The sequence below is a fragment of the Streptomyces sp. NPDC043952 genome (genome assembly GCF_056435325.1).
Window position 1 is genome coordinate 17,794 of the sequence record NZ_JBWKES010000007.1, and the last position, 23,093, is coordinate 40,886.

The 23,093-nt window shown below is 67.4% G+C and carries 19 protein-coding genes and 1 tRNA gene; 19 read left to right on the forward strand and 1 reads right to left on the reverse strand.

The features are described from left to right. Window positions 1-120: 120 nt before the first annotated feature. The 15 genes from AC069R_RS10235 (at window position 121) to AC069R_RS10305 (ending at window position 19,444) form a co-directional block, all read left to right on the forward strand. Window positions 121-193 (forward strand) — tRNA-Trp (locus AC069R_RS10235). A 154-nt stretch (window positions 194-347) separates the two neighbouring features. Further along, window positions 348-587 (forward strand): preprotein translocase subunit SecE, encoded by a 240-nt coding sequence (secE, locus tag AC069R_RS10240; RefSeq protein WP_478766184.1) that lies wholly within the window; start codon window positions 348-350, stop codon window positions 585-587. An 80-nt stretch (window positions 588-667) separates the two neighbouring features. Continuing rightward, window positions 668-1,570, forward strand: coding sequence for a transcription termination/antitermination protein NusG (nusG, locus tag AC069R_RS10245; protein WP_478766186.1), 903 nt, complete (start codon window positions 668-670; stop codon window positions 1,568-1,570). 167 nt (window positions 1,571-1,737) lie between these two features. Beyond that, window positions 1,738-2,172 (forward strand): 50S ribosomal protein L11, encoded by a 435-nt coding sequence (rplK, locus tag AC069R_RS10250; protein ID WP_046419431.1) that lies wholly within the window; start codon window positions 1,738-1,740, stop codon window positions 2,170-2,172. 98 nt (window positions 2,173-2,270) lie between these two features. Beyond that, window positions 2,271-2,996 (forward strand): 50S ribosomal protein L1, encoded by a 726-nt coding sequence (gene rplA, locus AC069R_RS10255; protein ID WP_145482786.1) that lies wholly within the window; start codon window positions 2,271-2,273, stop codon window positions 2,994-2,996. Window positions 2,997-3,132: 136 nt separating this feature from the next. Next, the gene (locus tag AC069R_RS10260; RefSeq protein WP_478766188.1) at window positions 3,133-4,071 is read left to right on the forward strand and encodes an SCO4651 family lipoprotein; all 939 of its coding nucleotides are present in this window, start codon (window positions 3,133-3,135) and stop codon (window positions 4,069-4,071) included. Window positions 4,072-4,368: 297 nt separating this feature from the next. Next, window positions 4,369-4,899 carry a 50S ribosomal protein L10 gene (gene rplJ, locus AC069R_RS10265; RefSeq protein WP_046419436.1) on the forward strand — a complete coding sequence of 177 codons (531 nt, stop codon included), beginning with the start codon at window positions 4,369-4,371 and terminating at the stop codon, window positions 4,897-4,899. A gap of 111 nt (window positions 4,900-5,010) precedes the next feature. Beyond that, window positions 5,011-5,400 carry a 50S ribosomal protein L7/L12 gene (rplL, locus tag AC069R_RS10270; protein ID WP_043503300.1) on the forward strand — a complete coding sequence of 130 codons (390 nt, stop codon included), beginning with the start codon at window positions 5,011-5,013 and terminating at the stop codon, window positions 5,398-5,400. A gap of 567 nt (window positions 5,401-5,967) precedes the next feature. Beyond that, on the forward strand, window positions 5,968-9,453 hold the full coding sequence (gene rpoB / locus AC069R_RS10275; protein ID WP_478766191.1) for a DNA-directed RNA polymerase subunit beta: 3,486 nt from the start codon (window positions 5,968-5,970) through the stop codon (window positions 9,451-9,453). Between the two features lie 98 nt (window positions 9,454-9,551). Continuing rightward, window positions 9,552-13,451 carry a DNA-directed RNA polymerase subunit beta' gene (locus tag AC069R_RS10280; protein ID WP_471063179.1) on the forward strand — a complete coding sequence of 1,300 codons (3,900 nt, stop codon included), beginning with the start codon at window positions 9,552-9,554 and terminating at the stop codon, window positions 13,449-13,451. Between the two features lie 548 nt (window positions 13,452-13,999). Beyond that, entirely contained in the window at window positions 14,000-14,371 is a 372-nt protein-coding gene (gene rpsL / locus AC069R_RS10285) for a 30S ribosomal protein S12 (protein ID WP_003948652.1), read from the forward strand. 2 nt (window positions 14,372-14,373) lie between these two features. After that, complete coding sequence (rpsG, locus tag AC069R_RS10290; RefSeq protein WP_003992340.1) at window positions 14,374-14,844, forward strand: 30S ribosomal protein S7; 471 nt, start codon at window positions 14,374-14,376, stop codon at window positions 14,842-14,844. 39 nt (window positions 14,845-14,883) lie between these two features. Then, a complete protein-coding gene (gene fusA / locus AC069R_RS10295; RefSeq protein WP_478766194.1) occupies window positions 14,884-17,010 on the forward strand; it encodes an elongation factor G in 2,127 nt (708 codons plus the stop codon). Window positions 17,011-17,163: 153 nt separating this feature from the next. Next, window positions 17,164-18,357: an elongation factor Tu gene (gene tuf, locus AC069R_RS10300; protein WP_397984504.1), complete on the forward strand. Its 1,194-nt coding sequence runs from the start codon at window positions 17,164-17,166 to the stop codon at window positions 18,355-18,357. 133 nt (window positions 18,358-18,490) lie between these two features. After that, window positions 18,491-19,444, forward strand: coding sequence for a hypothetical protein (locus tag AC069R_RS10305; protein ID WP_478766196.1), 954 nt, complete (start codon window positions 18,491-18,493; stop codon window positions 19,442-19,444). Between the two features lie 104 nt (window positions 19,445-19,548). On the opposite strand, the gene AC069R_RS10310 is transcribed toward AC069R_RS10305, so the two are convergent. Continuing rightward, complete coding sequence (locus AC069R_RS10310) at window positions 19,549-20,484, reverse strand: hypothetical protein (protein ID WP_478766198.1); 936 nt, start codon at window positions 20,482-20,484, stop codon at window positions 19,549-19,551. A 528-nt stretch (window positions 20,485-21,012) separates the two neighbouring features. Between AC069R_RS10310 and rpsJ the strand changes: the two genes are divergently transcribed. The 4 genes from rpsJ to rplW are packed head-to-tail and all read left to right on the forward strand — an operon-like array spanning window position 21,013 to window position 23,063. Next, window positions 21,013-21,321: a 30S ribosomal protein S10 gene (gene rpsJ, locus AC069R_RS10315; RefSeq protein ID WP_003948644.1), complete on the forward strand. Its 309-nt coding sequence runs from the start codon at window positions 21,013-21,015 to the stop codon at window positions 21,319-21,321. A gap of 16 nt (window positions 21,322-21,337) precedes the next feature. Further along, window positions 21,338-21,982 (forward strand): 50S ribosomal protein L3, encoded by a 645-nt coding sequence (rplC, locus tag AC069R_RS10320; protein ID WP_285561826.1) that lies wholly within the window; start codon window positions 21,338-21,340, stop codon window positions 21,980-21,982. An 8-nt stretch (window positions 21,983-21,990) separates the two neighbouring features. After that, window positions 21,991-22,644 (forward strand): 50S ribosomal protein L4, encoded by a 654-nt coding sequence (gene rplD, locus AC069R_RS10325; protein ID WP_397984494.1) that lies wholly within the window; start codon window positions 21,991-21,993, stop codon window positions 22,642-22,644. Beyond that, window positions 22,644-23,063: a 50S ribosomal protein L23 gene (gene rplW / locus AC069R_RS10330; RefSeq protein ID WP_397984493.1), complete on the forward strand. Its 420-nt coding sequence runs from the start codon at window positions 22,644-22,646 to the stop codon at window positions 23,061-23,063. The genes rplD and rplW overlap by 1 nt, the downstream gene beginning before the upstream one ends. The last annotated feature ends 30 nt before the right edge of the window (window positions 23,064-23,093 follow it).

Sequence of the window (23,093 nt, forward strand, 5' to 3'; positions counted from 1 at the left end):
ACTTTCTGTTCGACGCCGGGCCCGCGACCACGTACACTCTCACCTCGTTGGCCTCCAGCGGCCCGATGCGGCCGGTGCCACCGAGCACCCGCTCGGATGCGGTACGTTGGGGACACACAAAGGGTCGTAGCTCAATTGGTAGAGCACCGGTCTCCAAAACCGGCGGTTGGGGGTTCAAGTCCCTCCGGCCCTGCTACACACACCGCCAGGATGTGTGCGCTTGTACGTACAGCAATGCACCGCCGTGCGGCTCAGTAACCGGGCGCGGCACGGCCACGACCCGGGATCAGGTGAGGATTATGACGGACGCCGTGGGCTCCATCGATACGCCTGATGCCCAGGACGAAGTGCCTGAGGCCAAGAAGAAGGCCCGCAAGGGCGGCAAGCGCGCCAAGAAGGGTCCGCTGAAGCGGCTGGCCACCTTCTACCGCCAGATCATCGCGGAACTCCGCAAGGTCGTCTGGCCCTCACGCAACCAGATGACGTCGTACACCACTGTGGTGATCTTCTTCGTCGCCATCATGATCGCGCTGGTGACCGTGATTGACTATGGGCTCAACCACGCGGCCAAGTACGTCTTCGGCTGAGCCAAGAGCGAAGGGCGCCGTGGCACCGGCGCCCGTTTTCGCATGTTCCACCCCTATGTATCCAGGAAGAAGCAGCCATCGTGTCTGACCCGAACCTGAACGACGACGCCACCGAGTCTCGCGGGAACGCTGCCGAGATGGTGGACGACGAGCTCGACATCGTCGAGGGCGCGGACGAGCAGGACGAGTTCGAGGCTGCCGAGGCCGAGGCGGGCGAGCCGGCCGAGGAGGCCGCGCTGCACACCGAGGACGCGGACGAAGCGGACGACGAGGCCGCCGAGGACGAGGACGCCGCCGTCGAGGCCGCCGAGGAGGGCGACGAGGAAGCCGCCGCCGAGGCCGTCGAGGAGGAGCCGGCCGCTCCGGTTGACCCCGTCCAGGCCCTGCGCGAGGAACTGCGCACCCTGCCCGGCGAGTGGTACGTCATCCACACGTACGCCGGCTACGAGAACCGCGTGAAGACCAACCTGGAGCAGCGCGCCGTCTCGCTGAACGTCGAGGACTACATCTTCCAGGCCGAGGTGCCGCAGGAAGAGGTCGTCCAGATCAAGAACGGCGACCGCAAGACGATCAAGCAGAACAAGCTGCCGGGTTACGTCCTGGTCCGCATGGACCTGACCAACGAGTCCTGGGGCGTCGTCCGCAACACGCCGGGCGTCACCGGCTTCGTGGGCAACGCGTACGACCCGTACCCGCTGACCCTGGACGAGATCGTCAAGATGCTCGCCCCGGAGGCCGAGGAGAAGGCCGCCCGCGAGGCCGCCGAGGCCGAGGGCAAGCCCGCCCCGCAGCGCAAGGTCGAGGTCCAGGTGCTGGACTTCGAGGTCGGCGACTCGGTCACCGTCACCGACGGCCCCTTCGCCACCCTCCAGGCGACGATCAACGAGATCAACGCCGACTCCAAGAAGGTCAAGGGCCTGGTGGAGATCTTCGGCCGCGAGACGCCGGTCGAGCTCTCCTTCGACCAGATCCAGAAGAACTAGTCCTTCTGGACCACCGCTTCCGAACAGGTCGGACGGGCTGATCGCAGCCTGTCTGACCTGCTCGGTTTTCAGCCGCGCAGCTATACCCGTTATCGTTGTGCGGTATGCCTGCATCCGGGTCGTCCCCGGAAGCGGGCAGGACCCGAACCGAAAGGACCCGGAGAGCTATGCCTCCCAAGAAGAAGAAGGTCACGGGGCTCATCAAGCTCCAGATCCAGGCCGGTGCCGCCAACCCGGCTCCGCCGGTCGGCCCGGCGCTGGGTCAGCACGGCGTCAACATCATGGAGTTCTGCAAGGCCTACAACGCCGCGACCGAGTCGCAGCGTGGCTGGGTCATCCCGGTGGAGATCACGGTCTACGAGGACCGCTCCTTCACCTTCGTCACCAAGACGCCGCCGGCCGCCAAGATGATCCTCAAGGCCGCGGGTGTGGAGAAGGGCTCCGGCGAGCCGCACAAGACCAAGGTCGCCAAGATCACCGAGGCGCAGGTCCGCGAGATCGCCACGACCAAGATGCCCGACCTGAACGCGAACGACCTGGACGCCGCGGCGAAGATCATCGCCGGTACCGCGCGCTCCATGGGCGTCACGGTCGAGGGCTGACCACCACCAGCAGGTAATGCGGCCACCGCCGGCCGCACGTGGCAGGGCCTGCTCGGCCCGGATACCACGACTCCTTACAGAACACACAGGAGCAAGTTGTGAGCAAGCGCAGCAAGGCTCTCCGCGCTGCGGACGCCAAGATCGACCGGGAGAAGCTGTACGCCCCGCTCGAGGCCGTCCGTCTCGCCAAGGAGACCTCCACGACCAAGTTCGACGGCACCGTCGAGGTCGCCTTCCGCCTGGGTGTCGACCCCCGCAAGGCCGACCAGATGGTCCGTGGCACCGTGAACCTTCCGCACGGCACCGGCAAGACCGCCCGGGTCCTGGTCTTCGCGACCGGTGACCGTGCCGAGGCCGCGCGTGCCGCGGGCGCCGACATCGTCGGCGCCGACGAGCTGATCGACGAGGTCTCGAAGGGCCGCCTGGACTTCGACGCCGTCGTCGCCACCCCGGACCTCATGGGCAAGGTCGGCCGCCTCGGCCGCGTCCTCGGCCCCCGTGGTCTGATGCCGAACCCGAAGACCGGCACCGTCACCCCCGACGTGGCCAAGGCCGTCACGGACATCAAGGGCGGCAAGATCGAGTTCCGCGTCGACAAGCACTCGAACCTGCACTTCATCATCGGCAAGGTGTCCTTCGACGACACCAAGCTGGTGGAGAACTACGGCGCCGCGCTGGAGGAGATCCTCCGTCTGAAGCCGTCCGCCGCCAAGGGTCGCTACATCAAGAAGGCCGCCATCACCACCACGATGGGCCCCGGCATCCAGCTCGACCCGAACCGCACCCGCAACCTCCTCGTCGAGGAGGACCCGGCCGCCGTCTGAGCCCCGCGCTCACCCGGTAGCCGCGTCCGGTACGCGTGACCGAAGGGCGGACCCTGCAACCTTTCAGGTGCGGGGCCCGTCCTTTCTGTGTACGAGCTTGTCGTACGACGTGACTCTTGTATGGGGGTAGGACCAGATGACGAGCACCGCACGCCGGGTGACTCTTTCCGTGGCCGTGGTGGCAGCGCTGACCGGGGTGGCCGCGTGCGGCTCCGCGGGCTCCGGGAAGGGCGACGGCAAGGCGTCGGGTGACAGCACGGTCCACCTCAGCCCCGTCGCCGCCGTACTGCGCACCGTCCAGCAGTCCACGGACAAGGCCGACTCGGCCAAGGTGCGCGCCGCCGTCTCCCTGGGCGATGTCATGAAGCTGACGGAGAACGGCTCCTTCGACTGGAGCGACGGCCTCAAGGGCAACGTGACCGTCGACTACACCGGCGGCAAGATGGCCGAGATGATGAGCAAGGCCGGCAGCTCCAGCATGGCGATTCGCTATCTGCGGGACGGCTACTACGCGAAGATGAGTGACACCTTCGCCCAGCAGGCCGGCGGCGGCAAGCACTGGATCAAGTACGACTACGACTACCTGGCCAAGGCCGGCGGCGCCTCCGGCGCGTTCACCAAGGAGCAGCTCCAGTCGTCCACGCCGAACCAGTCGGTGAAGGTGCTGCTGGCCTCCGGGGACGTCAAGGAGGTCGGTCAGGAGACGGTCGACGGCACGCACACCCGGCACTACGCGGGCACCGTGGACGTGGCCGCCCTCGCGGGCAGGACCAGCAACCTCACCGCGGCCCAGCTGACGGAACTCAAGCAGCAGCTGACCAAGTCCGGGATCACCACCGAGACCGTCGACATCTGGATCAACGACCAGAACCTGCTGGTCAAGCAGAGCGTGAAGGCGGCCACCGCCAACGGCACGCTGACCACCACCGCCCACTACAGCGACTACGGCGTGCCGGTCTCCGCCGAGGCGCCGCCGGCCTCCGACACCATGGACATCGCCGACATGATGAAGTCGGCCGGCGTCAACAGCCCCTCGGGCGGCACCACGACCGGCGGCACCGGCCTCACCTCCTGAGCCCACGGGGGCCGGGGCCCGATTTGCTCCAGGGCGCCCCGGTCCCGTACGCTCATCCCCGAAGCCAAAGACCGCTGGTCGTTGCCGCGCGCTCGCAGAGGGCGCGGTGGCCGAAGGATCCGCTGAAAAGTGGACGACCCGCGCAGGTGTCAGTGGAAGAACTCCCGGAGTGCGCGCGCCGAGCGCGCGTGCGGCCGGTCGAGTCCGCCCCGAGCGCCTGCGCCGGGGCGTTTCGTTTTACCCAGTCCTCCTTCGGGTCCGCGCGGTCCGAATCACCCGGAAGGAGGCCGAGGCTCTATGGCGAGGCCCGACAAGGCTGCCGCGGTTGCGGAGCTGACGGACAAGTTCCGCAGCTCCAACGCCGCCGTGCTGACCGAGTACCGCGGTCTCACCGTGGCGCAGCTCAAGACGCTGCGCCGGTCGCTCGGTGAGAACGCCCAGTACGCCGTGGTGAAGAACACGCTGACCAAGATTGCGGCCAACGAGGCCGGGATCGCGCTGGACGACCAGCTTTTCGCTGGTCCGACGGCCGTCGCCTTCGTCACCGGTGACCCGGTGGAGTCGGCGAAGGGTCTCCGTGACTTCGCCAAGGACAACCCGAATCTCGTCATCAAGGGCGGTGTCCTTGACGGCAAGGCGATGTCCGCCGACGAGATCAAGAAGCTTGCGGACCTCGAGTCCCGCGAGGTTCTGCTCAGCAAGCTGGCCGGTGCCTTCAAGGGGAAGCAGTCCCAGGCTGCCTCCCTCTTCCAGGCGCTGCCGTCGAAGCTCGTCCGCACCGTGGACGCGCTGCGCGCCAAGCAGGCCGAGCAGGGCGGTGCCGAGTAATTCGGCTCGCTTTCTGACCCGCACCATCCGGCGCGGGTCGCAGCGGGCCGACGTACGCCCGCCTTACCCAGTACATCCGGCACCTGCCGATTGAGTGGAAGGACCGCCATCATGGCGAAGCTCACCCAGGACGAGCTGCTTGCCCAGTTCGAGGAGATGACCCTCATCGAGCTCTCCGAGTTCGTGAAGGCCTTCGAGGAGAAGTTCGACGTCACCGCCGCCGCTGCCGCGCCGGTCGTCGTCGCCGGTGGTGCCGCTGGTGGCGCCGCCGCCGAGGCCGCCGAGGAGAAGGACGAGTTCGACGTCATCCTCACCGGTGCCGGCGACAAGAAGATCCAGGTCATCAAGGTCGTGCGCGAGCTGACCTCCCTCGGCCTGAAGGAGGCCAAGGACCTGGTGGACGGTACCCCGAAGCCCGTCCTCGAGAAGGTCAACAAGGAGGCCGCGGACAAGGCTGCCGAGGCCCTCAAGGGCGCCGGCGCCTCCGTCGAGGTCAAGTAAGACCTCACGGGTCCGCAGGACTCGAACGCGCGCTGAAATCGGCCCTGTAGGGCTGTAACGCGAACGCACCGAGAAGCGATCATCCATCCGGGTGGTCGCTTTTCGGCGTATGCGGAGGGTGACCGCGGTTGCCTTGCGCTCGCGGTGGCGAGAGGTATGGTGATCTTCGTCGTGTCTCCGGACGGCCCGGTTCCGGGTGGGAGGCTCTTGACGAACCGCACGCAGCGCGCAATTCTCAGGACGCGTCGTCACAAGGATCCGAATCCGAGGCATGGATCGACGGCGAAGAGGGCAGTATCAACGTGCGTTGAAGGGCAGCATGCCGAGGGCGTTGACAAGAGCGGTGAGCACAGCGAGGGTCTCGACAAACCCGCACTGGACATCAGTGTGCCAAGTGGCTACACTGACCCTTTGCGCTGCCTGTTAGCTGTCCCCTGCCCGTCACCAGGGGTCTGCCCTCACTCAAGCATCGATGACTGATCCCCCTGACCTGGGGTTTCCGTCTCCGTGCTGGAGGGAGGGGCCGGTACGCGCGTAGTGAGTCCGAGCCCTCGGAAGGACCCCCTCTTGGCCGCCTCGCGCAACGCCTCGACCGCGAATACGAACAACGGCGCAAGCACCGCCCCGCTGCGCATTTCCTTTGCAAAGATCAAGGAGCCTCTCGAGGTTCCGAACCTGCTCGCGCTGCAGACCGAGAGCTTTGACTGGCTGCTCGGCAACACCGCCTGGCAGAGTCGGGTCGAGGAGGCTCTGGAGAACGGCCAGGACGTCCCCACCAAGTCCGGTCTGGAGGAGATCTTCGAGGAGATCTCCCCGATCGAGGACTTCTCCGGGTCGATGTCGCTGACGTTCCGGGACCACCGCTTCGAGCCGCCGAAGAACTCCATCGACGAGTGCAAGGAGCGCGACTTCACGTACGCCGCTCCCCTCTTCGTCACCGCCGAGTTCACCAACAACGAGACCGGTGAGATCAAGTCCCAGACGGTCTTCATGGGCGACTTCCCGCTCATGACGAACAAGGGCACCTTCGTCATCAACGGCACCGAGCGTGTCGTGGTGTCCCAGCTGGTCCGTTCCCCCGGTGTCTACTTCGACTCCTCCATCGACAAGACGTCCGACAAGGACATCTTCTCCGCCAAGATCATCCCGTCGCGGGGCGCCTGGCTGGAGATGGAGATCGACAAGCGCGACATGGTCGGTGTGCGTATCGACCGCAAGCGCAAGCAGTCGGTCACCGTCCTTCTGAAGGCGCTCGGCTGGACCACCGAGCAGATCCTCGAAGAGTTCGGCGACTACGAGTCGATGCGCGCCACCCTGGAGAAGGACCACACCCAGGGCCAGGACGACGCGCTGCTCGACATCTACCGCAAGCTGCGTCCGGGCGAGCCCCCCACGCGGGAAGCGGCGCAGACGCTCCTTGAGAACCTCTACTTCAACCCGAAGCGCTACGACCTCGCCAAGGTCGGCCGCTACAAGGTCAACAAGAAGCTGGGCGCCGACGCCCCGCTGGACGCGGGCATCCTGACCGTCGAGGACATCATCTCGACGATCAAGTACCTGGTGCAGCTGCACGCCGGCGAGACCGAGACCACGGGTGCCAACGGCGAGACGATCGTCGTCGAGACCGACGACATCGACCACTTCGGCAACCGTCGTCTGCGCAGCGTCGGCGAGCTCATCCAGAACCAGGTCCGCACGGGTCTGGCCCGTATGGAGCGTGTCGTGCGCGAGCGCATGACGACCCAGGACGTCGAGGCGATCACGCCGCAGACCCTGATCAACATCCGGCCGGTCGTCGCCTCCATCAAGGAGTTCTTCGGCACCAGCCAGCTGTCGCAGTTCATGGACCAGAACAACCCGCTGTCGGGTCTCACCCACAAGCGCCGTCTGTCGGCCCTTGGTCCGGGTGGTCTCTCCCGTGAGCGGGCCGGCTTCGAGGTCCGTGACGTGCACCCCTCGCACTACGGCCGCATGTGCCCGATCGAGACGCCCGAAGGCCCGAACATCGGTCTGATCGGCTCGCTCGCCTCCTACGGCCGGGTCAACGCGTTCGGTTTCGTCGAGACCCCGTACCGCAAGGTCATCGACGGCCAGGTCACCGACGAGGTCGACTACCTGACCGCCGACGAGGAGGACCGCTTCGTCATCGCGCAGGCCAACGCCCCGCTGACGGACGACCTCCGCTTCGCCGAGGCCCGCGTGCTGGTCCGCCGCCGCGGCGGCGAGGTCGACTACGTCGGCGGCGAGGACGTGGACTACATGGACGTCTCGCCGCGCCAGATGGTGTCGGTCGCGACCGCCATGATCCCCTTCCTGGAGCACGACGACGCCAACCGTGCCCTCATGGGCGCGAACATGATGCGTCAGGCCGTCCCGCTGATTAAGTCCGAGGCCCCGCTCGTCGGCACCGGCATGGAGTACCGCTCCGCCGTCGACGCCGGCGACGTGGTCAAGGCCGAGAAGGCGGGTGTGGTCCAGGAGGTCTCCGCGGACTACATCACCACGGCGAACGACGACGGCACGTACATCACGTACCGCCTGCACAAGTTCTCCCGCTCCAACCAGGGCACCTCGGTCAACCAGAAGGTCATCGTCAACGAGGGCGACCGGATCATCGAGGGCCAGGTCCTGGCCGACGGTCCGGCCACCGAGAACGGCGAGATGGCCCTCGGCAAGAACCTGCTCGTGGCGTTCATGCCGTGGGAGGGTCACAACTACGAGGACGCGATCATCCTGTCGCAGCGCCTCGTGCAGGACGACGTCCTCTCCTCGATCCACATCGAGGAGCACGAGGTCGACGCCCGTGACACCAAGCTCGGCCCCGAGGAGATCACGCGGGACATCCCGAACGTCTCCGAGGAGGTCCTCGCCGACCTGGACGAGCGCGGCATCATCCGCATCGGTGCCGAGGTCATCGCCGGCGACATCCTCGTCGGCAAGGTCACGCCCAAGGGTGAGACCGAGCTGACCCCGGAGGAGCGCCTGCTGCGCGCCATCTTCGGCGAGAAGGCCCGTGAGGTCCGCGACACCTCGCTGAAGGTGCCGCACGGCGAGACCGGCAAGGTCATCGGCGTGCGCGTCTTCGACCGCGAGGAGGGCGACGAGCTGCCGCCGGGCGTGAACCAGCTGGTCCGCGTCTACGTCGCGCAGAAGCGCAAGATCACCGACGGTGACAAGCTCGCCGGCCGCCACGGCAACAAGGGTGTCATCTCCAAGATCCTGCCGATCGAGGACATGCCGTTCCTGGAGGACGGCACCCCGGTCGACATCATCCTCAACCCGCTGGGTGTGCCGTCCCGAATGAATCCGGGACAGGTCCTGGAGATCCACCTCGGCTGGCTCGCCAGCCGCGGCTGGGACGTCTCCGGTCTCGCCGACGACTGGGCGCAGCGCCTCCAGGCCATCGGCGCCGACAAGGTCGCCCCGCGCACCAACGTCGCCACCCCGGTGTTCGACGGTGCCCGCGAGGACGAGCTGGCGGGTCTGCTCCAGCACACCATCCCGAACCGCGACGGCGAGCGCATGGTGCTCCCGTCCGGCAAGGCGCGGCTGTTCGACGGCCGCAGCGGTGAGCCGTTCCCGGACCCGATCTCGGTCGGCTACATGTACATCCTGAAGCTGCACCACCTGGTCGACGACAAGCTGCACGCCCGCTCGACCGGTCCGTACTCGATGATCACCCAGCAGCCGCTGGGCGGTAAGGCGCAGTTCGGTGGCCAGCGCTTCGGCGAGATGGAGGTGTGGGCCCTTGAGGCCTACGGCGCCGCGTACGCCCTCCAGGAGCTGCTGACCATCAAGTCCGACGACGTCACCGGCCGCGTGAAGGTCTACGAGGCCATCGTCAAGGGCGAGAACATCCCCGAGCCCGGCATCCCCGAGTCCTTCAAGGTGCTCATCAAGGAGATGCAGTCGCTCTGCCTGAACGTGGAGGTGCTGTCCAGCGACGGTATGTCCATCGAGATGCGTGACACCGACGAGGATGTCTTCCGCGCTGCGGAGGAGCTCGGTATCGACCTGTCCCGGCGCGAGCCGAGCAGCGTCGAAGAGGTCTGACGGGAGTCCGGCGGGGCCCTCACCCACAGGGCCCCGCCGACCCCCAGGCCCCCGTTTCAGACCACAGACTTAACGACCCTGAGAGGGATTGACGCATAGTGCTCGACGTCAACTTCTTCGACGAGCTCCGGATCGGCCTGGCCACCGCTGACGACATCCGTCAGTGGAGCCACGGCGAGGTCAAGAAGCCCGAGACGATCAACTACCGCACCCTGAAGCCCGAAAAGGACGGACTCTTCTGCGAGAAGATCTTCGGTCCCACTCGGGACTGGGAGTGCTACTGCGGCAAGTACAAGCGCGTCCGCTTCAAGGGCATCATCTGCGAGCGCTGTGGCGTCGAGGTCACGCGCGCCAAGGTGCGCCGTGAGCGGATGGGCCACATCGAGCTCGCCGCACCCGTCACCCACATCTGGTACTTCAAGGGCGTCCCGTCCCGCCTGGGGTACCTGCTGGACCTCGCCCCGAAGGACCTGGAGAAGGTCATCTACTTCGCGGCGTACATGATCACGTACGTCGACGAGGAGCGTCGTACCCGCGACCTGCCCTCCCTGGAGGCGCACGTCTCGGTCGAGCGCCAGCAGATCGAGAACCGCCGCGACGCCGACCTGGAGGCCCGCGCCAAGAAGCTCGAGTCCGACCTGGCCGAGCTGGAGGCCGAGGGCGCCAAGGCCGATGTGCGCCGCAAGGTGCGCGAGGGTGCCGAGCGCGAGATGAAGCAGCTGCGCGACCGTGCGCAGCGCGAGATCGACCGCCTCGACGAGGTGTGGAACCGGTTCAAGAACCTCAAGGTCCAGGACCTGGAGGGCGACGAGCTGCTCTACCGCGAGCTGCGCGACCGCTTCGGCACGTACTTCGACGGCTCGATGGGTGCCGCGGCGCTCCAGAAGCGCCTGGAGTCCTTCGACCTGGAGGAAGAGGCCGAGAAGCTCCGCGAGATCATCCGCACCGGCAAGGGCCAGAAGAAGACCCGCGCCCTCAAGCGGCTGAAGGTCGTCTCCGCGTTCCTCCAGACCTCCAACAGCCCCAAGGGCATGGTCCTGGACTGCGTCCCGGTCATCCCGCCGGACCTGCGTCCGATGGTGCAGCTGGACGGTGGCCGCTTCGCGACCTCCGACCTGAACGACCTGTACCGCCGTGTCATCAACCGCAACAACCGCCTGAAGCGGCTTCTCGACCTCGGCGCGCCCGAGATCATCGTGAACAACGAGAAGCGCATGCTCCAGGAGGCGGTCGACGCCCTCTTCGACAACGGCCGCCGCGGCCGCCCGGTGACGGGCCCCGGCAACCGTCCGCTGAAGTCCCTCAGCGACATGCTGAAGGGCAAGCAGGGCCGTTTCCGGCAGAACCTGCTCGGCAAGCGTGTCGACTACTCGGCGCGTTCCGTCATCGTCGTCGGCCCGCAGCTCAAGCTGCACCAGTGCGGTCTGCCCAAGGCGATGGCCCTTGAGCTGTTCAAGCCGTTCGTGATGAAGCGCCTGGTCGACCTGAACCACGCGCAGAACATCAAGTCGGCCAAGCGCATGGTCGAGCGTGGCCGCACCGTGGTGTACGACGTCCTCGAAGAGGTCATCGCCGAGCACCCGGTGCTGCTGAACCGCGCGCCCACCCTGCACCGCCTCGGCATCCAGGCCTTCGAGCCGCAGCTGGTCGAGGGCAAGGCCATCCAGATCCACCCGCTCGTCTGCACCGCGTTCAACGCGGACTTCGACGGTGACCAGATGGCCGTGCACCTGCCGCTGTCCGCGGAGGCGCAGGCCGAGGCCCGCATCCTGATGCTGTCCTCGAACAACATCCTCAAGCCGGCCGACGGCCGCCCGGTGACGATGCCGACCCAGGACATGGTCCTCGGTCTGTTCTTCCTCACCACCGACGGCGAGCTGCGCGACGTCAAGGGCGAGGGCCGCGCGTTCGGCTCCACGGCCGAGGCGACGATGGCGTTCGACGCCGGCGAGCTGTCCCTCCAGGCGTCGGTCGACATCCGCTTCCCGGTGGGCACCATCCCGCCGCGCGGCTGGACCCCGCCGGCCCGCGAGGAGGGCGAGCCCGAGTGGCAGCCGGGGGACTCGTTCCGCCTGCGCACCACCCTGGGCCGGGCGCTGTTCAACGAACTGCTGCCCGAGGACTACCCGTTCGTCGACTACTCGGTGGGCAAGAAGCAGCTCGGCGAGATCGTCAACGACCTGGCGGAGCGCTACCCCAAGGTCATCGTGGCGGCGACGCTCGACAACCTGAAGGCGGCCGGCTTCTACTGGGGCACCCGCTCCGGTGTCACCGTGGCCATCTCCGATGTCGTCGTCCCCGAGGCCAAGAAGGCCATCGTCGCGGGCTACGAGGCCCAGGACGAGAAGGTCCAGAAGCAGTACGAGCGCGGTCTGATCACCAAGGAAGAGCGCACTCAGGAGCTCATCGCGATCTGGACCAAGGCGACCAACGAGGTCGCCGAGGCGATGAACGAGAACTTCCCCAAGACCAACCCCATCTTCATGATGGTTGACTCGGGTGCCCGAGGAAACATGATGCAGATGCGGCAGATCGCCGGTATGCGTGGTCTGGTGTCGAACGCGAAGAACGAGACCATCCCGCGTCCGATCAAGGCCTCGTTCCGTGAGGGCCTGTCCGTGCTGGAGTACTTCATCTCCACCCACGGTGCCCGTAAGGGTCTGGCGGACACCGCTCTGCGTACCGCCGACTCGGGTTACCTCACCCGTCGTCTGGTCGACGTCTCCCAGGACGTCATCATCCGCGAGGAGGACTGCGGCACCGAGCGCGGCCTCAAGCTGGCGATCGCCGAGCGCGGCGAGGACGGTGTCCTGCGCAAGACGGGCAACGTCGAGACGTCGGTGTACGCGCGCTGCCTCGCCGAGGACATCGTGGTCGACGGCAAGGTGCTGGCCCCGGCCGGTACCGACCTCGGCGACGTGCTCATCGACGAGCTGGTCAAGCACGGTGTGGAGACGGTCAAGACCCGCTCGGTCCTGACCTGCGAGTCCGCCGTCGGCACCTGCGCGATGTGCTACGGCCGTTCGCTGGCCACCGGCAAGCTGGTCGACATCGGTGAGGCGGTCGGCATCATCGCCGCCCAGTCCATCGGTGAGCCCGGTACCCAGCTGACGATGCGTACCTTCCACACCGGTGGTGTGGCCGGTGACGACATCACCCAGGGTCTGCCGCGTGTCGTCGAGCTGTTCGAGGCCCGTACCCCGAAGGGTGTCGCCCCGATCTCCGAGGCCTCCGGCCGGGTGCGGATCGAGGAGACGGAGAAGACGAAGAAGATCGTCGTCACTCCGGACGACGGCAGCGACGAGACGGCGTTCCCGATCTCGAAGCGTGCCAAGGTCCTGGTCCGCGAGGGCGAGCACGTCGAGGTGGGCCAGCAGCTCACCGTGGGTGCCACCAACCCGCACGACGTGCTGCGCATCCTGGGTCAGCGTGCCGTCCAGGTCCACCTGGTCGGCGAGGTCCAGAAGGTCTACAACTCGCAGGGTGTGTCGATCCACGACAAGCACATCGAGATCATCATCCGGCAGATGCTGCGCCGGGTGACGATCATCGAGTCGGGCGACGCGGAGCTGCTGCCCGGCGAGCTGGTCGAGCGCTCGAAGTTCGAGACCGAGAACCGTCGTGTGGTCCAGGAGGGCGGTCACCCGGCCTCCGGTCGTCCGCAGCTGATGGGTATCACCAAGGCCTCGCTGGCGACGGAGTCCTGGCTGTCGGCCGCCTCCTTCCAGGAGACGACCCGAGTCCTGACGGACGCGGCGATCAACGCCAAGTCCGACAGCCTCATCGGCCTCAAGGAGAACGTCATCATCGGTAAGCTCATCCCGGCCGGTACGGGTCTGTCCCGCTACCGCAACATCCGGGTGGAGCCGACCGAGGAGGCCAAGGCCGCGATGTACTCGGCCGTCGGCTACGACGACATCGACTACTCGCCGTTCGGCACGGGCTCCGGCCAGGCCGTTCCGCTGGAGGACTACGACTACGGTCCGTACAACCAGTAAGCGGGCAGTCTGAAGCAGGCAGTCTGAAGGGCGGCCGCTCCCCTCGGGGGGTGGCCGCCCTTCGGCGTGCCGCCGCCGCAGGGACCCGCACCGGCCGGGTGCCGCGCCGGCCATGCCGCTTGGAACCGCCGGGGAGCGGCCGTGCGGCCGTGCTCGCCCTCCGGGCGGCTCGCCGCGGTATGCGGGGCCTGGGCCCCGGCGGAGACCGCGACAGCACCCGTAGGGCGCTCGACAGTGGCATGGACGGAGGGTCTCGAAGTTCACTCGTGTGGGTGAACATGGAGCTTGTCAAGCCCCGGCGTGTCGAGGGCGGCTCCATTTGTTTTGACCACAGCGAATGAGCTAGGTACTCTCAGACCTTGTGCCTGGGGTGTGCCCTGGCTGCTGTGCGTGCCTTGAAACCGTATGGCGAGCCTCGAACGGCCACCGTAATTCGCGCCCTTCCCGCCTTGCGGCGGAAGTCTGGCGGATTCGACACACCCGACCGCGTGGGTCGGAGGCGTTCCAGGTTAGCTTTACCTATTCGGCACACAGAAACCGGAGAAGTAGTGCCTACGATCCAGCAGCTGGTCCGCAAGGGCCGGCAGGACAAGGTCGAGAAGAACAAGACGCCCGCACTTGAGGGTTCCCCTCAGCGCCGCGGCGTCTGCACGCGTGTGTTCACGACCACCCCGAAGAAGCCGAACTCGGCCCTGCGTAAGGTCGCGCGTGTGCGTCTGACCAGCGGGATCGAGGTCACCGCTTACATTCCGGGTGAGGGCCACAACCTCCAGGAGCACTCCATCGTGCTCGTGCGCGGCGGCCGTGTGAAGGACCTGCCGGGTGTTCGCTACAAGATCATCCGCGGCTCCCTCGACACCCAGGGTGTCAAGAACCGCAAGCAGGCCCGCAGCCGCTACGGCGCCAAGAAGGAGAAGTAAGAATGCCTCGTAAGGGCCCCGCCCCGAAGCGCCCGGTCATCATCGACCCGGTGTACGGCTCTCCTCTGGTGACCTCCCTCATCAACAAGGTGCTGCTGAACGGCAAGCGCTCCACCGCCGAGCGCATCGTCTACGGCGCCATGGAGGGTCTGCGTGAGAAGACGGGCAACGACCCGATCATCACGCTGAAGCGCGCACTCGAGAACATCAAGCCGACCCTCGAGGTCAAGTCCCGCCGTGTCGGTGGTGCGACGTACCAGGTTCCGATCGAGGTCAAGCCCGGTCGCGCCAACACGCTCGCGCTGCGCTGGCTCGTCGGTTACTCCCGCGCCCGTCGCGAGAAGACCATGACCGAGCGTCTGCTCAACGAGCTTCTCGACGCGTCCAACGGCCTCGGCGCCGCTGTGAAGAAGCGCGAGGACACCCACAAGATGGCCGAGTCCAACAAGGCCTTCGCGCACTACCGCTGGTAGTCGCTACCCACATCGAGACCGAGAGAAGACTGAAGCCTTATGGCTACCACTTCACTTGACCTGGCCAGGGTCCGCAATATCGGGATCATGGCCCACATCGACGCGGGCAAGACGACCACCACCGAGCGGATCCTGTTCTACACCGGTGTGTCCTACAAGATCGGTGAGGTCCACGACGGCGCTGCCACCATGGACTGGATGGAGCAGGAGCAGGAGCGTGGCATCACGATCACCTCTGCTGCCACCACCTGTCACTGGTCGCTGGAAGACGTCGACCACACCATCAACATCATCGACACGCCGGGTCACGTCGACTTCACCGTCGAGGTGGAGCGTTCCCTGCGCGTGCTCGACGGTGCCGTGACGGTGTTCGACGGCGTCGCCGGCGTTGAGCCCCAGTCCGAGACGGTGTGGCGTCAGGCGGACCGCTACGGCGTTCCGCGCATCTGCTTCGTCAACAAGCTCGACCGCACCGGTGCCGAGTTCCACCGCTGTGTCGACATGATCGTCGACCGTCTGGGCGCCCAGCCGCTGGTCATGCAGCTGCCGATCGGTGCCGAGGCGGACTTCAAGGGCGTCGTCGACCTGGTGACGATGAAGGCCTACGTGTGGTCCGCCGAGGCCACCAAGGGCGAGATGTACGACACCGTCGACATCCCGGACACCCACACCGAGGCTGCCGAGGAGTACCGCGGCAAGCTGATCGAGGCCGTGGCCGAGAACGACGAAGAGATCATGGAGCTGTACCTGGAGGGCGAGGAGCCTTCCGTGGAGCAGCTGTACGCCGCGATCCGTCGTATCACCATCGCGTCCGGCAAGGGCGTCGGCACCACGGTCACCCCGGTGTTCTGCGGTACCGCGTTCAAGAACAAGGGCGTCCAGCCCCTGCTCGACGCGGTCGTGCGCTACCTGCCGTCGCCGGTCGACATCGAGGCCATCGAGGGCCACGACGTCAAGGACCCGGAGACGGTCGTCAAGCGCAAGCCGTCCGACGACGAGCCGCTGTCGGCGCTGGCGTTCAAGATCATGAGCGACCCGCACCTCGGCAAGCTCACCTTCGTCCGCGTGTACTCCGGCCGCCTGGAGTCCGGCACCGCCGTGCTGAACTCCGTCAAGGGCCGCAAGGAGCGCATCGGCAAGATCTACCGCATGCACGCGAACAAGCGTGAGGAGATCGAGTCGGTGGGCGCCGGCGACATCGTCGCGGTCATGGGTCTGAAGCAGACCACGACCGGCGAGACGCTGTGCGACGAGAAGAACCCGGTGATCCTGGAGTCCATGGACTTCCCGGCGCCGGTCATCGAGGTCGCGATCGAGCCCAAGTCCAAGGGCGACCAGGAGAAGCTGGGTGTCGCCATCCAGCGTCTCGCGGAGGAGGACCCCTCCTTCCAGGTGCACACCAACGAGGAGACCGGCCAGACCGTCATCGGCGGTATGGGCGAGCTTCACCTCGAGGTGCTGGTCGACCGGATGAAGCGCGAGTTCAAGGTCGAGGCCAACGTCGGCAAGCCGCAGGTGGCCTACCGTGAGACGATCCGCAAGGCCGTCGAGCGCGTCGACTACACCCACAAGAAGCAGACCGGTGGTACCGGTCAGTTTGCGAAGGTGCAGATCGGCATCGAGCCGATCGAGGGTGGCGACACCTCGTACGAGTTCGTGAACAAGGTGACCGGTGGCCGTATCCCGAAGGAGTACATCCCTTCGGTGGACGCCGGTGCGCAGGAGGCCATGCAGTTCGGCATCCTGGCCGGCTACGAGATGACCGGTGTCCGTGTCATCCTTCACGACGGTGCCTTCCACGAGGTCGACTCCTCCGAGCTCGCCTTCAAGATCGCCGGTTCGCAGGCCTTCAAGGAGGCCGCGCGCAAGGCTTCGCCCGTGCTCCTGGAGCCGATGATGGCCGTCGAGGTCACCACGCCCGAGGACTACATGGGTGAGGTCATCGGCGACATCAACTCCCGCCGTGGCCAGATCCAGGCCATGGAGGAGCGGGCTGGTGCCCGCGTCGTGAAGGGCCTCGTGCCCCTGTCGGAGATGTTCGGCTACGTCGGCGACCTCCGCAGCAAGACGTCGGGTCGCGCAAGCTACTCGATGCAGTTCGACTCCTACGCCGAGGTTCCGCGGAACGTCGCCGAGGAGATCATCGCGAAGGCCAAGGGCGAGTAACGCACCGCGTTCGCACGCTTTAGGCTTGACTCCGGAGCCTCAAGGGGCATTCAGCCGCATCCAGGATGAATGCCCCGGGTTCCGGGCTATCCAGCAAAGATCACCTGGCGCCGATGAGTAAGGCGTACAGAACCACTCCACAGGAGGACCCCAGTGGCGAAGGCGAAGTTCGAGCGGACTAAGCCGCACGTCAACATCGGCACCATCGGTCACATCGACCACGGTAAGACGACCCTCACGGCCGCCATTACCAAGGTGCTGCACGACGCGTACCCGGAGCTGAACGAGGCCACCCCGTTCGACAACATCGACAAGGCGCCCGAGGAGCGCCAGCGCGGTATCACCATCTCCATCGCGCACGTCGAGTACCAGACCGAGGCGCGTCACTACGCCCACGTCGACTGCCCGGGTCACGCGGACTACATCAAGAACATGATCACCGGTGCCGCGCAGATGGACGGCGCGATCCTGGTGGTCGCCGCCACCGACGGCCCGATGCCGCAGACCAAGGAGCACGTGCTCCTGGCCCGCCAGGTCGGCGTTCCGTACATCGTCGTCGCCCTGAACAAGGCCGACATGGTGGACGACGAGGAGATCATGGAGCTCGTCGAGCTCGAGGTCCGTGAGCTTCTCTCCGAGTACGAGTTCCCGGGCGACGACCTGCCGGTCGTCCGTGTCTCCGCGCTGAAGGCCCTCGAGGGCGACGCGCAGTGGACCCAGTCCGTCCTGGACCTCATGAGCGCCGTCGACACCGCGATTCCGGAGCCGGAGCGCGACGTCGACAAGCCGTTCCTGATGCCGATCGAGGACGTCTTCACCATCACCGGTCGCGGTACGGTCGTCACCGGCCGTATCGAGCGTGGTGTCCTCAAGGTCAACGAGACCGTCGACATCATCGGCATCAAGACCGAGAAGACCACCACCACGGTCACCGGCATCGAGATGTTCCGCAAGCTGCTCGACGAGGGCCAGGCCGGTGAGAACGTCGGTCTGCTGCTCCGCGGCATCAAGCGCGAGGACGTCGAGCGCGGCCAGGTCATCATCAAGCCGGGCTCGGTCACCCCGCACACCGAGTTCGAGGCGCAGGCCTACATCCTGTCCAAGGACGAGGGTGGCCGCCACACGCCGTTCTTCAACAACTACCGTCCGCAGTTCTACTTCCGTACGACGGACGTGACGGGCGTTGTGACCCTCCCCGAGGGCACCGAGATGGTCATGCCGGGCGACAACACCGAGATGACCGTCCAGCTGATCCAGCCGGTCGCCATGGAGGAGGGCCTGAAGTTCGCCATCCGTGAGGGTGGTCGCACCGTGGGCGCCGGCCAGGTCACCAAGATCGTCAAGTAAGTTCCGCTTGCTTGAAGGTCACTGACTGACCCTGGAGAGGCCCGTACGACTTCGGTCGTACGGGCCTCTTCGTCGTACTCTCTGCCTATCACCGCTCCGTACGACCGTCCGATCGTCCGACGAAAGCGAGCCCGTGAGCGCTCTCCCGCCCGCCGAAGGCCCCGACGAGTCCCCGTCCGACGAGCAGTGGGAGGCGTTCCTGCGGGACGCGATGGCGGGCGGTGGCGCGGGCGCCCCCAAGGAGCCGTCGGCACGGGACCGGCTGGCGGCTGTCCGCGTACGACGCCCGCGCCGGGCGTGGCGCCCCCGGCCGGTGACCGCCTGGCTGGCGAACGCGGCGCCCTGGGCGGCGGCCGCGGCCGTGGTCGCCTTCGGCGCCTTCCAGATGGGCCTGTTCCCGCGCTCCGCGTCGCCCGCGTCGCCCGCGCCGTCCGCACCGGCCGCCGGGCCCGCCTCCGGACCGGCCAGGGCGGTGTCCCTGCCCGGTGGCGGGACCTCCGACGGCAACCAGTGCGGCACCAGGGGCTACCACCACTTCCCGCTTCCGGCGAGCGCCGCTACGGCAGGGCAGCCGGCCACCGGTTCCGCCGCGCGCGGCCCGCGGTTGTCGCTGAGCCACTACGGCTACGCGGAGGACCCCGACGGCAAGGGCCGCCTGCTCATAGGGCTGCGCTTCACCGCTCCCGGCACCGGGAAGCCGCTTCACCTCTCGCGCACGCTCGGCGGCGAGGGGGTGGCCGTGGAGATCGAGGGCCCGGACGGCCTGGTGGCCGGCGCCCACGGCCTGCCCGTCGCCTGGCCCTCCGCCGTTGCCCGGTCGGGCGCCTCCGTGGACGTGAGCGACGGGAGCGGCGGCGAGGTCGTCCTCCCCGCCGAGGCCCTGTGCCCCGGCCACGACGGCAGGTCCGTGGCGAAGTTCCTGGTGCCGCCCACCGGCTCCGCCGGCACCGCCACCGGCCGCCCGCCCTACCGCCTGGTCGTCTCCCTGCGCGACCCGGCCGTCGGCACCCTGCGCACCTCCCTCGGCCTCCCGGCGGGCGGTGGCCTGCTGAGCGCGGAGAACCTGGTACCGGACGGGAGTTCCTGACCCCGGAAAACGGCCGGGGGCGGCGGGGGACACCACCGGCGGCACCGGCCTTCGCCGGCGGTCCCTTCCGCGGTGTCACCCGCCGCCCCGCGGCGCGTCCTCCGTCAGCTCACCGACTTGCTCCTGGCGAGGGAGACCACGGCGGTCCGGGTCGCCGTCACGGTGTCGCCGTAGTGCGGGTCGGTGGCGGTGGCCTGCGCGTCGACCTCGGCGTCGCCCTTCTGGAACGGGGTCGTGCCGGTGGGCTCGGCCGTGGCCGTCCAGGCGGCCGGGGTGCCCGGCGCGCAGCCGACCGTCGTGGCGTACGAGCCCTTGATCAGGACCTTCTTGGCGACCTGGGTGACGCTGCCGGACACGTTGACCGTGGCCGGCGCGTTGCAGCTGACGGTGCCGCCGATGGTGGCCTTGCCGTTCAGCGTGCTCGCCGTGCCCTTCACGGCGACGGAGACGCCGAGGTCCAGCTCGGCCGGCGGCGCCGGGTTGTCGATGTGCACCTCACCGCGGAGCGCGGCGGTGCCGCCCTCGCAGTGCTGCTCGTAGGTGGCGTCCAGCTTCTGCACGTAGCCGTGCGGTCCGAAGGCCACGTCGGCGACGTGGAAGGAGCCGGTCAGGGTGTTGCAGCCGCGGCCGTTGCCGTCCACCGAAAGGCCGGGCCCGGACGCGGAGTTGAACGGGTAGCGGGTGGCTCCGGCGTAGTCGCCGGGCGCGAGCGGCTGGCCGCCCGGCGCGGCCAGGTCCAGGTACCACCAGTCGCCGTTCGCCCCGCTGACGTCGACGGATATGTGGCTGTGGTCGTCGGAGGCGAAGACGTTCAGACCGTCTCCGGACGCGGGCGAGTAGGAGTACGACTGGCCACCGCTGATGTAGTCGCCCTCGTCGCCGCTGAACGCGAGCGAGCCCGCGGAGACGGTCTGGGCCTGCGCCGCGGGGCCGCTCAGCAGGCCGGTGGTGGCGCCGGCACAGGCCAGCGTCAGGGCGAAGACGGTGGAGAGACGGGCGAGGCGGGAGCCGCGGGACGGAACGACCAGGAGATGTGACATGTGGTACCCCCCAGGTACACGTGTGCACAGACGTTGCCGGTGCGGGCAGGCGGAAGCGTGTCGCCTCCGTCTGAGCAGCGCCCCCGGGGGCCGCCCCGCCAGCCGCCCCGGTTTGACCTACGTCACTTCGCGGGTAATCTCTTCGGCTCGATTGGCGGAGTCCCCCGGCCGTATGGCAGACTGTCCGAGTTGCTCGGTCGAGTGTTGATGCTGCGCGCCTCCCGCCGGGAGGACCGGAAGCGAGTCCCACAGTACTCGTCGCCCTAACTGCCCTCGGGCAGCACTGGGGCGGACGTACGGGAATCTTCCGGGAAGTGTGGGCGCGATACCGGCCAGGCGCCCGGTGGGCCCGAGGTCCCCGGTCCGCGGTTTCCGGAAGGGCCGTGCGCATTCCCCGCAGGGATGTTCGAACAAGGGACATTCATGTCAGCGGGACCGCGACACGCCCGACCGCGTGGGTCGGAGAAAGCGGGTACCGGAAACCACCGGGTCCCAGAGCGTAAGAAGAGACAGGACTACTGAGTAGCCATGGCGGGACAGAAGATCCGCATCCGGCTCAAGGCCTACGACCACGAGGTCATCGACTCCTCGGCGAAGAAGATCGTCGAGACGGTGACCCGCACTGGTGCGTCGGTCGCGGGCCCGGTGCCGCTGCCCACTGAGAAGAACGTGTACTGCGTCATCAAGTCGCCGCACAAGTACAAGGACTCGCGCGAGCACTTCGAGATGCGCACGCACAAGCGCCTGATCGACATTCTCGACCCGACCCCCAAGACCGTTGACTCTCTGATGCGACTCGACCTCCCGGCCGGTGTCGACATCGAGATCAAGCTCTGAGGCTGGTGGGCTGAGAATGGCTAAGCAGATCAAGGGCATCCTGGGCGAGAAGCTCGGCATGACGCAGGTGTGGGACGAGAACAACCGTGTCGTCCCGGTCACCGTCGTCAAGGCCGGCCCCAACGTCGTGACCCAGGTCCGTACGAACGACGTCGACGGCTACGAGTCGGTCCAGATCGCCTTCGGCGAGATCGACCCGCGCAAGGTGAACAAGCCCCTCAAGGGCCACTTCGCCAAGGCCGACGTCACCCCCCGTCGCCACCTCGTCGAGATCCGCACCGCGGACGCCTCCGAGTACACGCTGGGCCAGGAGATCACCGCGCAGGTGTTCGAGGCCGGCGTGAAGGTCGACGTGACCGGCAAGAGCAAGGGCAAGGGCTTCGCCGGTGTCATGAAGCGTCACAACTTCAAGGGCCTCGGCGCCGGACACGGCACCCAGCGCAAGCACCGCTCGCCCGGTTCCATCGGTGGCTGCGCCACCCCGGGCCGCGTGTTCAAGGGCCTCCGCATGGCGGGTCGCATGGGCAACGAGCGGGTCACCACCCAGAACCTGACCGTCCACGCCGTTGACGCGGAGAAGGGTCTGCTGCTCATCAAGGGCGCGGTTCCCGGTCCGAACGGCGGCCTCGTCCTGGTCCGCACCGCGGCCAAGGGGGCCTGAGGTAACCGATGAGCACTGTTGACATCCTTTCGCCGGCGGGCGACAAGGCCGGTTCCGTCGAGCTCCCCGCGGAGATCTTCGACGCCAAGGTCAGCGTCCCGCTGATCCACCAGGTCGTCGTCGCGCAGCTGGCCGCGGCCCGTCAGGGCACGCACAAGACCAAGACGCGTGGCGAGGTCCGCGGTGGTGGCAAGAAGCCGTACCGCCAGAAGGGCACCGGTCGCGCCCGCCAGGGTTCGACCCGCGCGCCGCAGTTCGCCGGTGGTGGCGTCGTGCACGGTCCCGTGCCGCGTGACTACTCGCAGCGCACCCCGAAGAAGATGAAGGCCGCCGCCCTGCGCGGTGCCCTCACCGACCGGGCGCGTCACAACCGCATCCACGTCGTCTCCGGCGTGGTCGAGGGCCAGGTCTCCACGAAGGCCGCCAAGAGCCTGTTCGGCAAGATCTCGGAGCGCAAGAACCTGCTCCTGGTCGCCGACCGCTCCGACGAGGCCGCGTGGCTGTCCGCCCGCAACCTGCCCCAGGTCCACATCCTGGAGCCGGGCCAGCTGAACACGTACGACGTTCTCGTCTCGGACGACGTGGTCTTCACCCAGGCCGCCTTCGAGTCCTTCGTGTCTGGCGCGCCGTCGGCTGCTGACACCGAAGGGAGCGAGGTCTGATGGCTATCCGTCACCCCGCTATTGCCTCGAAGGCCGCCAAGGCCGCCAAGGCCGCGCGCGTCGCCAAGGCGCGCCGCCACGCCGCCGAGGGCAAGAACACCGTCGAGACCCCGCTGAGCAAGGCGTACACGGACCCCCGTGACGTCCTGCTGAAGCCGGTCGTCTCGGAGAAGAGCTACGCGCTCCTGGACGAGAACAAGTACACGTTCATCGTCGACCCGAACGCCAACAAGACCCAGATCAAGCAGGCCGTCCAGGCGGTCTTCGACGTCAAGGTCACCGGGGTCAACACGATCAACCGCCAGGGCAAGCGCAAGCGCACGAAGACCGGTTTCGGTCAGCGTGCCGCCACCAAGCGCGCGATCGTGACCCTCGCCGAGGGCGACCGTATCGACATCTTCGGCGGTCCGACCGCCTGAGGGCGGTCCGGATCGTCCGATATCGGACGA